The 16351-nt window shown below is 54.3% G+C and carries 10 protein-coding genes; 8 read left to right on the forward strand and 2 right to left on the reverse strand.

Features of this window, described 5'->3' with window-relative positions; all coding sequences use genetic code 11:
- Positions 1 to 184: 184 nt before the first annotated feature.
- Together BUB16_RS03840 and BUB16_RS03845 are read left to right on the forward strand one after the other, a co-directional pair.
- Positions 185 to 1927 carry a PQQ-dependent sugar dehydrogenase gene (locus BUB16_RS03840; protein WP_073059666.1) on the forward strand — a complete coding sequence of 581 codons (1743 nt, stop codon included), beginning with the start codon at positions 185 to 187 and terminating at the stop codon, positions 1925 to 1927.
- Between the two features lie 32 nt (positions 1928 to 1959).
- Entirely contained in the window at positions 1960 to 3201 is a 1242-nt protein-coding gene (locus BUB16_RS03845; protein ID WP_073059668.1) for an aminotransferase class V-fold PLP-dependent enzyme, read from the forward strand.
- Here the strand turns inward: BUB16_RS03845 and BUB16_RS22015 are convergent.
- Positions 3198 to 3320 (reverse strand): hypothetical protein, encoded by a 123-nt coding sequence (locus BUB16_RS22015; RefSeq protein ID WP_280173638.1) that lies wholly within the window; start codon positions 3318 to 3320, stop codon positions 3198 to 3200. The two genes, BUB16_RS03845 and BUB16_RS22015, sit on opposite strands and share 4 nt — an antisense overlap.
- 38 nt (positions 3321 to 3358) lie before the next feature.
- On the opposite strand from BUB16_RS22015, the gene BUB16_RS03850 reads away from it, so the two are divergent.
- The 5 genes from BUB16_RS03850 to BUB16_RS03870 all read left to right on the forward strand — a co-directional run bounded on the left by BUB16_RS03850 (position 3359) and on the right by BUB16_RS03870 (position 8846).
- Positions 3359 to 4324, forward strand: coding sequence for an SMP-30/gluconolactonase/LRE family protein (locus tag BUB16_RS03850; RefSeq protein ID WP_084088016.1), 966 nt, complete (start codon positions 3359 to 3361; stop codon positions 4322 to 4324).
- Positions 4325 to 4384: 60 nt separating this feature from the next.
- The gene (locus BUB16_RS03855; RefSeq protein ID WP_073059670.1) at positions 4385 to 4879 is read left to right on the forward strand and encodes a RidA family protein; all 495 of its coding nucleotides are present in this window, start codon (positions 4385 to 4387) and stop codon (positions 4877 to 4879) included.
- Positions 4880 to 5078: 199 nt separating this feature from the next.
- Positions 5079 to 6311, forward strand: a complete 1233-nt coding sequence (locus BUB16_RS03860; protein ID WP_073059934.1) for an amidohydrolase/deacetylase family metallohydrolase — start codon at positions 5079 to 5081, stop codon at positions 6309 to 6311.
- 238 nt (positions 6312 to 6549) lie between these two features.
- Positions 6550 to 7500 (forward strand): RraA family protein, encoded by a 951-nt coding sequence (locus BUB16_RS03865; protein ID WP_073059672.1) that lies wholly within the window; start codon positions 6550 to 6552, stop codon positions 7498 to 7500.
- Between the two features lie 305 nt (positions 7501 to 7805).
- Positions 7806 to 8846: a bile acid:sodium symporter family protein gene (locus BUB16_RS03870; protein WP_280173639.1), complete on the forward strand. Its 1041-nt coding sequence runs from the start codon at positions 7806 to 7808 to the stop codon at positions 8844 to 8846.
- A gap of 173 nt (positions 8847 to 9019) precedes the next feature.
- Here BUB16_RS03870 and BUB16_RS03875 read toward each other — a convergent pair whose 3' ends face one another.
- Complete coding sequence (locus BUB16_RS03875; RefSeq protein ID WP_434083885.1) at positions 9020 to 12400, reverse strand: VCBS repeat-containing protein; 3381 nt, start codon at positions 12398 to 12400, stop codon at positions 9020 to 9022.
- A gap of 674 nt (positions 12401 to 13074) precedes the next feature.
- Between BUB16_RS03875 and BUB16_RS03880 the strand changes: the two genes are divergently transcribed.
- Positions 13075 to 16347 carry a SusC/RagA family TonB-linked outer membrane protein gene (locus tag BUB16_RS03880; RefSeq protein WP_073059678.1) on the forward strand — a complete coding sequence of 1091 codons (3273 nt, stop codon included), beginning with the start codon at positions 13075 to 13077 and terminating at the stop codon, positions 16345 to 16347.
- Positions 16348 to 16351: the final 4 nt, after the last annotated feature.

Here is a 16351-nt window from a genome sequence, read left to right on the forward strand (position 1 = left end):
TTACGGCTTTCTTCTCATACAAACCCTGCTTGCCTCCGCGTTTCTGTGGCATAAACACCTCTTGGGAGGGATACTGCGGCATGCCGTAAGTCCCTAAAAAGACGGGTGCGTTCTTAATTGTTGCACAGAAGCCAGGCGCTAACAATATCCAGAAAATGTTAAATTATTTTTCCAACCAAATGGCATGAACCGAATAGCTAATTCTCCCCTGAAAATAGTACCGTTTTTTCTTTTGGTTGTCCTGTTGACAAACTGCAGGGTAGCGGATGATGGTACCGGTACCAATACGGATTCCGAGAATGCCGGTTTGTTGGTGCCGGAGGGATTTGAAGTTACCATCGTGGCCGACAGCATCGGCAAAGCCCGCCACCTGGTTGTTAATGATAATGGAGACATTTATGTAAAAATGAAGTCCTCCGACGATCAAAAGGGAGCCCTGGCGCTGCGTGACACCACCGGGGACGGCGTCATGGATGTCGTCAAGAGATTCGGCAACAGGGACGGAAATTTTGCGGAAACCGAAATGACCATCCATGACGGCTATCTTTACTATACTTCCAGCTTGCGTGTTTACCGCCAAAAACTTATTCCCGGTCAGCTGCTCCCCGATGCAGAAGTGGATACCATTCTGATCGATGATCATGAACACGGCGACCATGAACACAATACCAAACCCCTTGCATTTGATGGAAAGGGCCACATGTATGTGCCTTTTGGCGCTCCGAACAACGCATGCCAGGAGCCCAAGCGAACGCCGGGGATCCCCGGACTGGACCCCTGCCCGATACTCGAGAATCACGGCGGAATTTGGCGGTTTGAAGATGACAAAAAGAATCAAAAGCAGGGAGACGGCGAACGCTTTGCCACAGGAGTGCGAAGCATCGTTGCGATGAGCTGGAACCCGGCTGATGACCATTTGTATCTTGTGATGCACGGCCGGGACGATTTGCACCGGTTGTTTCCGAATGAATTTTCTCCCTGGGAGAATGCCGTGCTGCCCTCAGAGGAGTTCATGAGAGTCACCGAGGGATCTGATTTCGGCTGGCCCTATTGCTATTACGATCATATTCAGCAAAAGAAAGTATTGGCCCCGGAGTACGGGGGAGACGGCGAAACGGTGGGACGGTGCCGTGAATATGATGATCCCATACTGGGATTTCCGGGTCACTTTGCACCTAATGACCTGCTTTTTTACCAGGGCGATCAGTTTCCGGAGCATTACCGGAATGGAGCCTTTATCGCCTGGCATGGCTCCACGATTCGAAGTCCCTATCCCCAGGCGGGGTATTTTATTGCTTTTGTGCCGTTCGAAAATGGAAAAATATCCGGGGAGTGGGAAGTGTTTGCCAATGGTTTTGCCGAAACAGACCCGATTATCAACACCAGCGATGCCGAACACCGTCCCTCGGGACTGGCCGTTGGCCCTGACGGTTCCCTGTATATTACGGAAGACCGAAACGGGCGGATCTGGAAAGTTAGCTTTACCGGGGACAAAGCGGCGTTCGGGGAGGAGCAGCTGGCCCGGATGAGAGAGGAAAAGCAGACCGCAAGCAATATTCGCCGGCCTGATCCAGAAGAAGATAATTTACAAAAGGGGGAGATCGCGGGCGGGGAGCAGATATACCGAACCTATTGTGCCTCCTGTCACCAGCGTGATGGACAGGGGACGGACCGGTTTCCTCCGCTGGCTGGCACGGACTGGGTGACCGGCGACAAGAATCGACTGGTCGGGGTCATCCTGAACGGACTGGAAGGCAGTATCGAGGTCAAGGGACAGCAATACAATAATGTGATGCCTCAGCACAGTTTTTTAAGCGATGAGGAGGTCGCTGAGGTGCTGACGTATATCCGGCAGAATTTTGATAATGACGCAAGTGCCGTTACCCCGGAAGAAGTGAACGATATTCGCCAGCGCATGCAGAACTAACGTCAAAATGTTAATGTAAAACCAAGATCGTTATGATTAGCCGGAAAAAAATGTTGAAAATACTGGCCGGATTTCCTCTCTTTGGTGGAATTGCGGCAGCTAAGATAGGAGATGCTGATGCTCAAACCGCCTCAACTTCGTCGGTTTCGGCGGTAGCTGAAAGGGACCTGTTTGAGGAGCTGGGCATTGAAACGCTGATAAACGGGAGGGGCACACTAACCTTTCTGTCCGGCTCGCTGATGCAGCCGGAGGTGGTGAAGGCCATCAAGTCTACCTCCGATGAGTTTGCCAACCTGTATGAAGTGCAGGATAAAGTAGGCCGGCGCATCGCCGAGTTGCTGAACTGTGAAGCAGCTATGGTCACTTCCGGGGCTGCCGGAGCTCTCACCCTGGGTACGGCAGCGACGATTACCGGGACGGATGAAGAAAAGATTAAAAAGCTTCCCAACCTGCCGGGACCCCGGCGGGAAGTGATCATCCAGAAACGACACCGGTACAGTTATGATCACGCGGTTCGGAACACAGGCATCAGGATGGTTGAGGTAGAAAGCGCTGCGGAGATGGAAGAGGCCATCAATGATCGGACGGTGATGTCCCTGTTCTTTAACGCGGCTGCCCAGTTTGGCGGATTCGAGCACAGCATAGGCCACGAGGAATTTGTAGCTATCAGCCGAAAGCACGACATCCCCTCCTTTATCGATGCGGCTGCGGACGTGCCCCCGCCGGAAAACTTATTCAAGTATATTGAGATCGGGTTTGACCTGGTTACGTTCTCCGGGGGCAAGGCGATTCGGGGACCGCAAAGTGCGGGGCTGCTGTACGGCCGGAACGATCTCATCGAAGCGGCCAAGCTGAACCATAACCCGCATTCGAATTCCATAGGAAGGGGGATGAAGGTGAATAAAGAGGAGATCTTCGGCATGATGGTCGCCCTGGAATCCTACCTGGAGCGGGACCATGAACAACAGTGGGAGGAATGGGTCGGATGGACCGAAACGATTGCAGAGGAAGCGGAAACTCTCCCATCCGTAAGCGGTGAACTCAAGGTGAATGAAGGACCGGCGAATCACTTTCCGGACTTGCAGTTAAGCTGGGATCAAAGCCAGGTCGGGATAAGTCCAGAAGAGGTCGTGAAGAAACTGAAAGAAGGAAAACCCAGAATAGAGATATCATCGAACGATGAAGGTTTATATATTACGGTCGTAATGATGAAGCCGGAGCAGGTGGATATTGTGGCCCGGAGGATCCGGGAGGTCCTGGAGCAAGCCGTTTAAAAAGCCGGCTCCTGTCTCCATGGAAGCCGGGAGCGGTAGAAGATCCTCTCCCCGTTGGGTGATTGATCCTGTTTACTGAGGGCCGTTTCCGCCCGCTTCTTACATAAGGTTTCAATCATGATTAAATGTCTTAGCTTACATTTACAATATTATTTTTATGAGTAACAAGCAGATAAACAGATCGCATTCTCTCAGGATATGGGGTGCAGCGCTGCTGCCCGTCTTTTGTATCATCACTGTCGTGGCCGGCAGCGGGTGTGTTACCTCAAAACCGGCAGAACTGGAAACCTATATATATACCGCTGAACATTTTACGGAACCCGGCAGCTTTACCTCCGGTGCCGAAGGTCCGGCCGTGGACGGTGATGGAAACCTGTATGCGGTTAATTATGACCGGCAGCATACGATCGGCAAAGTGACGCCGGAGGGAGAAGCCGGTGTATTTGTGGAATTGTCCGACGGGAGTATCGGCAACGGGATCAGGTTCAACAGCGAGGGGGAGATGCTGATCGCGGATTATGTGAATCACAATATCCTGAAGGTCGACATGGATAGCAAAGAGATTACTACCTATGCCCATGAACCGGAGATGAATCAGCCCAATGATATCGCTATCGGAGCAAATGACCTCCTGTACGCCAGTGACCCGAACTGGAGTGAGTCCACCGGCCAGCTGTGGCGTATTGATCCCGACGGCACGACCACCCTCCTGGAAAAGAATATGGGTACCACCAACGGCATTGAAGTCAGCCCGGACGGGAAAACGCTGTACGTCAATGAGTCGGTACAGCGAAAGGTATGGGCGTATGACTTGTCGGAGGAGGGAGCTATTAGCAATAAGCGTCTGTTGATTGAATTTTCTGACAACGGCATGGATGGCATGCGTTGCGATACCGCTGGTAATCTTTATATTACCCGTCATGGGAAAGGGACGGTCGTAAAGGTCTCCCCGGAGGGCGAAGTGCTCCTTGAAATACCAATGGTTGAGGGTAAAAATACCACGAACCTGGCATTCGGGGGACCGGAGGGCCGGACGGTGTACGTTACCGTTGCCGATGTTGGCAATATCCAGTCGTTCCGGGTCGAACAGCCGGGACGAAGCTGGATGCTGAAAAACGACTGATATAACTATTATATATACAAACGAACCTTTAACTTACATTAACTACTAAATTATAGACTTATGGATTTTTCAAATGAAAACCAATCGCGACGCTCCATCATTAAATCACTGTTTGCGGGACTGCTGACCGGCGTGGCCGGCATGTTCGGCGTGGCCCAGGCTGCGCCGTCGGATAAAAAAGACCGTTCGATCAAGCGCATGCCTGCCTCGGGTGCCGGGGGACAGGAGGTCCCGCTCTTTTCGGGATCGGTGACCCACGACGGACTCGTATACATTGCGGGGAAAGGATACCACGAAGAGGGAGATATCACCAAGCATACGACCGAGGTGCTTAACTCGCTGGAGGAAGAGCTGGAAAAGGCGGGATCATCGATGGACCGCGTGCTGAAAGTAAATGTCTATTTGGCTGACCTCGACGACTATGACGAGATGAACGACGCCTACCGGGGACGTTTTGGGGATAATCCTCCCGTGCGTACGACCGTTGCGACCTACGGCGGGGTTCCGGGCGACTCGCTGGTGGAAATCGATTGTATCGCGGCTTTAAATGAGTAATGGTCCCTTTATTACGTGAGGCCCGGCTATACAGGCCTTTTTCTCTGGTACTCTTGCAGAGCATATGACACACGAACTCTCTATAACTCTTAACCAATGATCAGTGATGGCAACAATAAAAACCGCGGTATGTGACCGTTGCACGGGGACCCGCAACACCGGCTTCGCGGCAATCACCAGAATTGCGCTGCTGGGATGGATGCTGCTTGCTTTCAGTTCCGTCCTACAGGCCCAGTCCTACGATTTGCTGCTGAAAGGCGGACATGTGATCGACCCCAAAAATAACATCGACGAGCCGATGGACGTGGGCATCAGCGACGGGAAGATCGTGGAAGTGTCCGCTTCCCTGTCCCCGGCAGAAGCCGAAACCGTGGTTGACGCGTCCGGGCTGTACGTCACCCCGGGGCTGATCGACCTCCACGGGCACCATTACCACGGCACCGAGCCGGATGCGTACCTGAGCAACAGCTTTACGGCTCTTCCCCCCGACGGCTTTACCTTCCGGGCCGGGGTCACGACCACCGTGGATGTGGGAGGCGCGGGCTGGCGGAACTTCGATCATTTCAAAGAGCAGGTCATCGACCGCTCCCGGACCCGCGTGCTGGCGTTCCTGAATATTATCGGCAGCGGCATGAAGGGGGGCGTTATTGAGCAAAATAACGACGATATGGACCCGAAGATGACGGCCCTGGTGGCCCGGCAGCACCCGGAGGTGGTGGGGGTTAAAATTGCCCACTACCGTGGTCATGAGTGGGGGCCCTACGAGCAGGCAGTGGAGGCCGGCGAGCGTGCCGGCGTGCCGGTGATGGTGGACTTCGGCAGTGCGTCCCCTCCGCTGTCGCTGGAGAAGCTGCTGCTGGAGGTATTGCGTCCCGGCGATATTTATACGCACATGTACGGCGGCAGCGTCGATCCCGATGGAGCCCGCCAGGCGGTGATTGACGAGGACAAGGAGCTCCGGGAGGGCATGCTGGAAGCCCGGGACCGGGGCATAGTGTTTGACGTGGGCCACGGCGGGGGCAGCTTTTTCTACCCCGTAGCCATTCCGGCCTTCGAGCAGGGACTGCGTCCCACGACCATCAGCACGGACCTGCATACGGGGAGCATGAACGACGGGATGAAGAACATGCTGAATGTGGTCTCGAAGATGATGGATATGGGCATGTCGCTGGGAGAAGTAATTGAGGCCTCCACGTGGACCCCGGCGCAGGTCATCGGCCGCGAGGATCTGGGTCACCTGAGCGAGGGGGCGGTGGCCGACGTGGCCGTCTTCGGTATGCGGGAGGGGGACTTTGGCTTTGTCGACTCGCGAGGTAACCTGAAGCCGGGGGCCGACAGAAAACTGGAGACGGAACTGACGATACGGGAGGGGGAAGTCGTCTACGATCTCAACGGGCTGGCGGCTTCGCCCTGGGATGAAGAGGAAGAGTGACAGGGGATCTTTTTGAAATCCATGGATTTCAGTCGCCCGGTACGCCGGTCAACCTTTTTCCGGGGTCTACGGTGAGAGGTCCTTTGGATCCTGGCCGGGCATCATCGGCTTATTATCCTGAATAAAGACATACAGGCAGAAGGAACAATCCCATGGTAAGTAATTAAGCTTTTTTATAGTACGATTTGGTTACAAGACCCATTAGAATCAGAACATAGTAATAAAAGAACATTGTTTTATGAAGATACGCGTGTTGATATGTACCTTAGTCATGCCGCTGCTGCTGGTCACAGCGGCCGTGGCACAGTCGCCGGCTGATGACCATTTGGTCGCCCCGAAAGAGGAGATCCTGTTTTACACCTCGGAGTGGGAGGGGGATCGGATGCCGGACGGGCGCCCCGACGTCTCCGATGCCCTGCTGGAACGGCTGAAACAGATCAGGCTGGAGGATGCCTGGCAGTACCTGTATGAACAGGGCTATAACAACCAGTATGAAGGCGGCTGGAAGAAACTCCATCCCGACCGTCCCATCGTGGGACAGGTGCTCACGGCCCAGTATATGCCCAAGCGACCGGATATTATGCAGCGCCTGGAGCGCGAGGGGACCGAGGCCGGGCATGTGGGGCCGATGAATACCTGGCCGATTGATATGCTCCGGGAGGGAGATGTCTACCTGGCTGACTCTTATGGGAAGATTGCCCAGGGGACCCTGATTGGGAGTAATCTGGGTAATTCTATTTTTGACAATTCAGGCAACGGCGTCATTTTCAACGGCTCGCTCCGGGATGGGGAGGACCTGGAAAAGCTGGAGGGGTTCAATGCGTTTGTCCGCGACTGGCACCCGTCTTTTCTTGAAGAAACCATGCTCACCGGGATCAACGTGCCGATCCGAATCGGCGAGGTGAGCGTCATGCCGGGGGACGTGGTGCTTGCCAAAAAGAGAGGCATTGTCTTTATCCCGCCCCACCTGCTGGAAGGCATGGTCATTACCGCAGAGATTGTGAAACTGCGGGATGAGTTTGCCCAGCAGCGCATGGAGGCCGGGGTGTATACCGCGGGACAAATTGATACGGAGTGGACCGATCAGATCGAGGAGGATTTTCTGGGATGGCTCAGGGAAAACCGCATCGATCAGCTGCCCGTCTCGATCGAAAAAATGAAGCAGTACCTTCAGCAGCGCACGTGGTGACAACATAACCGGGGGTTCTTGCAAAACCGGGAACTTTGATCAATATCAACCCCTGATCGAACTTAACCCCCAGTATAAGAGGTAGGGGAGGATTTTGAATTCGCGAAAATTCGGAGGCCGGCCCCAAAAACGGTTTTTCAGAGACCGCTAACCCCAAGCCGAAATCCAACAATTTAAAAAACAACGCTACGATGAAGAAATTATACCAGGCATTGTTATATGTAAGCATGGGCTGCGTGGTGCTCCTGACGGGGCTGTGGGTGGCGGGCTACGGTCCCGCTGTATTGGGTCCGGTCACCATTGCTATGTTCGCCACGCTGGCCCTGGGCGTGCGGTCCACAGACACGCTCTTCAAGTCGTTTTCCTTTTCGATCTGGATTTTTGCGGCGGTGTCGCTGGCGATGTTTTACCCCGGGCTGATTACCGAAGTGGGCGGCTTTGAGACCAGCCGGCTGATTGTTCCGCTGATCCAGCTCATTATGTTCGGAATGGGCACGCAGCTGAGTCTGAGCGATTTCGCAGGCGTGCTGAAACGGCCCCGCGGTGTCCTGATCGGGATGGCCTGCCAGTTCACGATCATGCCATTAGTGGGCATCAGCCTGGCGCTGAGCTTCGGCTTTCCGGCGGAGATCGCCGCGGGCGTGGTACTGATCGGCTCGTGCCCGGGCGGGGTGGCCTCCAACGTGATGGCCTTTATTGCGGAGGCGGACCTGGCACTGTCGATTACGCTGACGGCGGCCGCAACGATGGTCTCCCCCTTTGTAACACCGCTGTTGATGCAGCTGCTGGCCGGGCAGTTTGTGCCCATCGACGCGGTGGGGATGATGCTGAGTATCCTGAATATGATTATCCTGCCGATTGTACTGGGACTGGCGTTTAATCACTTCCTGCACGGGAAGGCCCGGTGGCTGGACGATATTATGCCGGTGGTGTCGATGGTGGGGATCGCCGTGATTATTGCGGTGATCACCGCGGCGGGACGCGATTCGCTGGTGTCGATCGGCCTGCTGCTGGTTGGCGCGGCCATTCTACACAACGCGGCCGGCTACCTGCTGGGCTACTGGGGGGGACGCCTGTTCGGGATGGACGAGCAGGAGTGCCGGACGATCGCCCTCGAAGTGGGCATGCAAAACGGGGGCATGGCCTCGGGACTGGCTGCGGAGATGGGCAAGATTGCGACCGTGGGACTGGCACCGGCGGTGTTTGGCCCGTGGATGAATATCTCCGGCTCCACGCTGGCCAACTGGTGGCGAAGGAAAGCGCTGAGTGAGGAGGAGGGCGAAGCTGCAACAGCGGCTACGGGGTCTTCTGAAGAAGAACTGCAGGCCTTTTCGGATTCCAAGTAGGATATCGATATTATTTTAACCCTGATTATTACAGCCTGATCGTGATCCGCAGGCAATGGTTTCGTTGTCGGGTATTGCCTGCGGGTGGGGTTGGATGCCCGTCCAGTCTACATAATATTAGAGTAGGGTTGAAGGTTGGATCAGATATGAAGGTATCAAAGGTGGGATAAGAGCTATTTCGGCTCCCTGACCTTCAACACCTGGAGCGGCTCATTATTCCGGGCGATTAGGATAAGCTGTTGATCGTTCAGGCGGAGAGGACGGATGGCCCTTATCTCTCCATCTACAAAAAAGCCGCTCTCCCGGTGGGAGACGGACCGGTACCGCCCGGTGGAATCCTGCCGAAGCATGACCCCGTAGCTGGCATCGTACCGGCCCGCCTGGGGTTTTACCCGGTGAAGATTCCCCCCCATCAACAGTTCCGCCCGGTCATCCCCGTTGAAATCCCGGGCATGGATACCGTACATCGGCGAAAGCTGTGTCTCCATCGGCAGTGCTGAAACGGTAAACTGTCCGTTGCCATCATTCCAGCCCACACTGCTGGATAACATCGTAGCCTTTAAGTGGAGGCTTTCCTCCAGCTGCTGCCCGTTGAATAATTCCCGGACCGTCGTCTCTGCATAGGCGTGGTAGCTGGGAACCTTTGATTCCAGCATGGGCAGTACGGCTAATAAATCGTGACGCAGGGCTACCGGGTAGGACTCGCCGTTTTTGTAGGATGTCAGAATTTGTTCAAAGTTTCCGTCCCGGTTAAAATCATTGACCCACAGTTCCAGGGGCTGTTGCAGGGATGCTTCAAATCGTGAATTGAGTCCGTGATTGCCTCCCACCCAGTCCAAATCGCCATCGCCATCCAGGTCGGCAAGGGCAATGCTGTTCCACCACCCCTGGGTTGAGTCGAGTCCGGCCTCACCCGTTGCCTCGGCGAAGGTCCCGTCGTTGTTACGGAACAGCCTGAGAGGCATCCACTCCCCGGCTACCAATAAATCGGGATCCTGGTCCCCATCCAGATCTCCCCATGCCGCGTCGGTCATAAGTCCGCCCTCGGAGAGCCCCGGCAGCCGGTCTGCGGTCACATCACGGAACCGGCCGGACCCGTCATTTTCCAACAGGTACCCTCCCGCCGGTATTCCGTAGGCGCCCGGCTGCATCCGGAACCCCACAAAAAGATCCGTATGCCCGTCGCCGTTGTAGTCCCCGGCCGCAACAGCACCGGTCGGCTGGTTAAAGCTGTTTCCCAGGGAAGAAAACGCCCGGTTTGATCTCCGAAATGTTCCCTCTCCATCGTTAAGGTATAACCGGTCGGCCAGCGCTGTGTCACCCGATGCGAATCCGCTCCCCCCGCTTGCCACGAACAGGTCTTCGATTCCGTCCCCGTTGGCATCGAACAGGGCGCAGCCGGTATCCTCGCTGCCGGCTCCCGCTTTGAAAACGTCGTCACTAACGGTTTGGAATCCGCCGCCCGCCGTTTGCAGGAACAAGGCTCCGGCCTGTCCTTTGGCTCCCCCGACAAAGAAGTCCTCCCGCCCGTCCCCGTTGAGATCGCCTGTGCATAACGGGGGACCTTCCGTGGAGCGCGCGTGAAAGAGCAGCGGCTGGCGGTCAAAATCGACCTGCTCATTTTCGCGGTGCTGCCAGTCCAGCGCAAAAGTTTCGGTTACCTCTTCCAGCAGAGGAGGGTTTTCGGCAGGAGAGGGGAGGGACTGCTCTCTCCACTGCCGGGTCCGGGTGGTGTCCCCGCGCGCCTGATTCCGGCTGAGCGTTAATAGCTGATTCGCTGCTACATCCAGCTTCCGGCTGAGCCGGCCATCCGGCCACCGTACCCAAAGAGTGTCGATACGCTCCACCCGGCCGAGCCCGAAATGGAGTTTCGGGTCGACGGATGACTGGTAGCCCCGGACCGGCATCTGCTCGGCGTACCAGCGCTTGCCGCCGGCGATGAGGGTTACCTGTGAACCTACAGCTGAAGTATTGGGGGCCTTGCCCTCGAGTTTCAGCTGCAGCCAGCCCCGCTCGGGATGTTCTTCCCGGGTCCTGTTTCGGTAGACAGAGGCCTCTGCATTAACGTTGTTTACGACCAGATCCATGTCGCCGTCGTTGTCAAGATCGCCATAGGCTGAGCCGTGGGAAAAGCCCGGCTGGTCGAGTCCCCATGCCGAAGCGCGGTTGGTAAACCGGAGATGGCCCGTCTGCTCAAACATATAGTTGGAGATAGGGTTCGTCGGTGTCATTTCAAGCAATTTCTGATAATTGACGCGGTTATTTTGGACGATGCTGTTTCTTACCTTGGGTTGGGTGACATGCAGCAGGTGATCCTGGTCGGTCATATCTTTGTAGATGCCGTTCGGCACGAAAATATCGCGCCGGCCGTCCATATTGAAATCGGATATCAGGGCTCCCCAGCTCCAGGCCGTTGCTTCCACGCCCGCATAGCGACCTATTTCGCTAAAGGTACCGTTGCCGTTGTTTAGCTGGAGGACATTGCGGGTCATCTGATGGTAGTAGTCATGCTCCAGCTCATACTGGTACCGCTCCCAGTCGGCAAAGGTTGTGATGGTTTTAAGCCGCTGGTCGCTTTCGGGCAGCATATCAGTGACGAAGATCTCAGGATACCCGTCGTTGTTTAAATCCGCGATATCTCCCCCCATCGATGTGGTGCTGATGCTCTTCATTTGTTGTGTCAGTACTTCCCGGAAGGTCCCGTCCCGGTTATTCAGGTACAGATAATCGCGTTCGAAAAAGTCATTCGAGATAAAAAGATCCTGCCACCCATCCCGGTTGACGTCCCCCGCGGAAACGCCGAGTCCGAACCCGATGTCGCTGCTGTATATGCCCGCCTCATCCGTCACATCGGTAAATCCGGCTACTTCTGCTGCGGAGGATTCCGAATTTCCGGAAGCGGCGGTGTCCTGCGGGATGAGGTCGTTCCGGTAAAACCGGTCCCCGCCTTTGAAGCCCGTTTTGATACGCAGATCCTGCTCGAGATCAAAACTGCCGATGGACTGGGAGGTGTAGTTGAGGAGATACATATCCAGGTCGCCGTCTTTATCATAATCAAAGAAGGAGGCATGGATGGACAGGCCCCGGTCGGCAAGGCCGTATTCCTCGGCGCGCTCGGTAAAGGTGAGGTCCCCGTTATTGATGAAAAGCTCATTCCGGCGATCGTCGCCTCTGATCTCCCCGGCATTACAAACATAGATGTCCGGCCAGCCATCCCCGTTGACATCGGCCACGCTTACCCCGGTGGACCACGCCCGGTCTCCGCCGACACCGGCCTTTCCCGTGATATCCCTAAAGGTGAAGCCCCCCTCATTCAAATAGAGTTTGTTGTCCTTTTGGTTGGCCGTCATATAGATATCGAGCAGGCCGTCGTTGTTAAAATCGCCCAGTCCCACGCCGCCCCCGGAGTAGAAATTGGCGTAGGTATAAATATTGAACGCATTGGTCGGGGTCAGTTCATTGGCAAAATCAACGCTGGAGGAAGAGGAGGGAACGTTTTCGAAAAGGGTCTCCCGGGATTCCCCGCTGAAGAAGCTGCATGAGGAGAGGAGCACAGCGGCTCCCCAGAAAAAAAATAATACGGATAAAAACCGGTGATACAATACGTTTTTCACAATACCACTTTTCATTAATTGCCCTTTCTACCTAAGCCAACGTATAGAGAGCGTTGCAAAACCGTTCTTTCGGCCAATTTCTGGATGTCCGCGCATTCAACATCCTCACATACGCCTTCTTATATGCCGCGGTTTTAAATTCGCTCAGGAGTTGATTTTGACCGAAACTCCTGGTTTTTCAATGCCAACTTATCGAAATCATTCGTTGTGCGGGTAAAAAAATGACGTCCCTGCCTGCGGATAAAACAAAACAGGCGGGGAACCGCCCTCGTATTAAAATGCACAATGCACACCAGCCAGTTTAATTAATTAACGCAGGCAACGCAAACAAACCTTTTGCAGGCTTTTTACTTTAAAAAGCTTGGCGTGCCATCGTTTCATGCGCATGGGAAAGGCCGGCCGGATCACTGGAATTCGTCTCACGTCACCTATCCAGGAGATGGAGCATTAAGCATAACATTATTTTTAAATACCAATAATGTTATGCCAATAACGCCCCCATACTTTTAACCAGTTCAAAAAACAGCTTCCCTGCTGCAGGAGAAACTACAGTCTGCCGGCGGGAGGACGGCATTTTCAACCAATAACATAAATAAAAAAGGATTACAATAGGTATGGGCATTACATACAGGCAATCATCTGGTAAGCTGAACGGAGTGGGATTCATATGGTTTTGTCTGCTGCTAAGCTGTTCAGTGTCCGTGGCATGGGCACAAAATAGTAATCATCTGGTCAGGGGGACGGTTACGGCAGCGGAAGACGCCGGTTCGTTGCCCGGCGTAAATGTGATGGTCAAAGGCACAACCATCGGTGCCTCAACCGACAGCAAGGGTCGTTTTGAGGTATACGCGCCATCGATACGGGATACGCTGGTCTTTTCGTTTATCGGTTATCAAACCCGTGAGGTGGCCATCAACGGGCGATCCGTACTGGATGTAGCTCTGCGGTCCCGGGCTATCTCCGGGGAGGAAGTGGTAGTTATAGGGTACGGTGAACAGAAGAAGTCCACCCTCACCGAATCTGCTTCTGCCATTGACGGCGAAGAAATTGCAGCGCGTCCCACCGCAAACTTGTCACAGAGTTTACAGGGGACTCTTCCGGGGCTTAATATTACGCAGTCAAGCGGGGATCCCGCTTCCGCTCCCAATATAAATATTCGCGGCTTTACTTCCATTAACGGCGGGAATCCCCTGGTACTCATTGATGGAGTGGAGGGGGATATTAATGAGATCAATCCCAAGGATGTTGAATCGGTCACGGTGTTAAAAGATGCTTCGGCTTCGGCTATATACGGGGCAAGAGCAGCATTCGGGGTGGTACTGGTTACGACTAAAAGTCCCCGCAGCGGGCGGGCCCAAGTCAGCTATAGTAATAACTTCGGGTGGCAGACAACGACAACAAACACCGACTTTGTGACAGATCCCTACCGGGCGGCTCGTCTGGTGGATGAGTCTTTTCGGGTGACCACCGGTAACTCGTATACCGGCTATACCGAGGAGGACTATGAACAACTTCAGCGCCGGTCGGGAGACCCTTCGCTGCCGGACGTGGTTGTTGACAACAGAAACGGCCGGGAGCAGTATATATACTATGGCAATACCGACTGGTGGAATACGATGTTCCGCCGGTTCCATCCCACCCAAACCCACGACCTGTCCATCTCTGGTGGGAGCGACCGCCTCAGCGTAAGCTTGTCCGGCCGAATGTACAGGAATGCGGGCATATTAAAGGTGCAGGATGATACCTACGATTCATACAACGGACGGGCCAAGATCGATTATCAGGTGAATGATTGGCTGCGTCTCTCCGACAATATTCATCTCAACAGCAGCGAGCAAGTTCGTCACGGCGGAAGTATGTACGGCTGGGGAGAGCCCTGGGGGAGCCTGATTTGGGTTCACGCGTTGCCTTCATATGTACCCAGGAATCCGGACGGCACCGCCACTTTTCGCACGGAACTAAACAACTATACGATAGGAGACGGCGTGTTTGCTTCATTGCTGTACGGGAAATCGAAGCAGATTATTAATAACAGGGAACTGGGAAATACGATTGAAGCGACGGTAACGCCGGCCGATAATGTCGAGATTGTAACCGATTATACCACCAGGGTCGAGTATTACAGGGAAAGCCGTCGGAATACCAGGGTACCGTGGTCCGTGCACCCGGGAGAGATCGAGTATCTCGGCAATGATCAGCTCCGCGAGTACAGGAATGAAGATACCTACACGGCGTTCAATATATATGCCAAATATGCCCATGAGACCGGCGACCACAGCTTCGAGGAAACGATCGGTTTAAATAATGAGCAGGCTAAGTATGAATCCGTACAGGCAAGAAAGCGCAATAGTATTTCGGATGACCTGAATGCGCTCGATTTGGGCACCGGGGCTTCGGAGGCTTACGGAAGTGCCCGTGAATGGGCCGTGCTGGGTTATTTCTTTCGCCTGAACTATAACTTCGACGAGCGTTACCTGCTGGAGGTCAATGGCCGTTACGATGCTACCTCTCGATTCCCCGAAGAGCATCGCTGGGGCTTCTTCCCCTCCGTTTCAGCAGGCTGGATGATCAGCAATGAAGACTTTTTTAGCGGGTTGACCGGGGCCGTGAGCCAGCTCAAGATTAGAGGTTCCTACGGATCGCTGGGCAATCAGCAGGTGGCAACCTATGCTTATACGCCCACGCTTAACAAGGGCACGGCTGACTACCTTATCAATGACAGCAAACTCGAATATATCGATCCCCCGGAATTGAATCCGCGCGATATTACGTGGGAAGAGGTAAATACGATCAATATGGGTATGGATCTTGGGCTTTGGAGCAGCAAGTTGACGGCCAGTGTTGATCTGTACCAGCGAAGTACGCTGGGTATGCTCACGCAGGGACGTACATTGCCGGCCGTACTCGGAACCTCATCTCCCGAGGAGAACGCGGCCGATCTTCGCACGCGCGGATTTGAGGTACAGCTTGGCTATCAAAATACCTTCGATGTGGGGGGACAGCCGTTGAATCTGGCTCTGAAAGCTGCTCTTTCCAATCAAAAAACCACCATTACCGACTTTGATAACCCCAATGATTATCTCGGTGATTATTACGAGGGACAGACGATTGGCGAGATATGGGGCTATCACATTGACGGGCTATTTCGGAGTGAGGAGGAGATTGCCGGTCATGCTGACCAGACCCGCGTGAATTCATCCATCAATTCTTCGCCCGGCGAGTATGGTCAGCTTCTGCCCGGAGACGTAAAATATGCCGACCTGAACGGCGACGGGGTCATCGACGAGGGGGATAATACACTTGAGAATCCGGGCGATCGCCGGGTCATCGGCAACGCCACGCCACAATTCCCCTACAGTTTTTCTGTACAGACCGAATGGAATAATATCGATCTCTCGCTGTTCCTGCAGGGTATCGGTAAACAGGACTGGTATCCCGATAACGACTCCCGCATTTTTTGGGCGATGTACAATCGTCCCTACGACTCATTCCAGCGTAAGGACCTGGTAAATAACATATGGTCGCCGGAAAATCCCGATGCCTATTTTCCACGTCTCAGAGGCTACACAGCCCTGGGCAGCTCCCGCCAGCTGGGCGCCGTCAACGATCGCTATTTGCAAAGTGTTGCTTATCTGCGGCTAAAGAACCTGACGGTCGGCTATACCTTGCCCCGGGCTTGGACTGCAGGAATCGGGTCGCGTGTACGGTTCTATTTTAGCGGTGAAAACCTGTTGACATTCAGCAAGTTGACCGACTATATCGATCCTGAGGCAGCCTCCAATGGGATCACCTTTTCCCAGGCAGAAGAGCGTTACGGTGAGGGCTCTACCGCTCAGACCTATCCTTTCAGTAAGGTCTACTCTTTCGGCATTAACCTGGACTTTTAAATTT

Source organism: Fodinibius roseus (assembly GCF_900129315.1).
In the GTDB taxonomy this organism is placed as follows: domain Bacteria; phylum Bacteroidota; class Rhodothermia; order Balneolales; family Balneolaceae; genus Fodinibius; species Fodinibius roseus.

Excerpts from the sequence above, each read along its gene's own strand:
- BUB16_RS03860 (WP_073059934.1), top strand. The coding sequence starts at position 5,079 with ATGCTGCTTGCTTTCAGTTCCGTCCTACAGGCCCAGTCCTACGATTTG.
- BUB16_RS03865 (WP_073059672.1), top strand. The coding sequence starts at position 6,550 with ATGAAGATACGCGTGTTGATATGTACCTTAGTCATGCCGCTGCTGCTG.
- BUB16_RS03850 (WP_084088016.1), top strand. The coding sequence starts at position 3,359 with ATGAGTAACAAGCAGATAAACAGATCGCATTCTCTCAGGATATGGGGT.
- BUB16_RS03845 (WP_073059668.1), top strand. The coding sequence starts at position 1,960 with ATGATTAGCCGGAAAAAAATGTTGAAAATACTGGCCGGATTTCCTCTC.
- BUB16_RS03870 (WP_280173639.1), top strand. The coding sequence starts at position 7,806 with ATGTTCGCCACGCTGGCCCTGGGCGTGCGGTCCACAGACACGCTCTTC.
- BUB16_RS03855 (WP_073059670.1), top strand. The coding sequence starts at position 4,385 with ATGGATTTTTCAAATGAAAACCAATCGCGACGCTCCATCATTAAATCA.
- BUB16_RS03840 (WP_073059666.1), top strand. The coding sequence starts at position 185 with ATGAACCGAATAGCTAATTCTCCCCTGAAAATAGTACCGTTTTTTCTT.
- BUB16_RS22015 (WP_280173638.1), bottom strand. The coding sequence starts at position 3,320 with ATGATTGAAACCTTATGTAAGAAGCGGGCGGAAACGGCCCTCAGTAAA.
- BUB16_RS03880 (WP_073059678.1), top strand. The coding sequence starts at position 13,075 with ATGGGCATTACATACAGGCAATCATCTGGTAAGCTGAACGGAGTGGGA.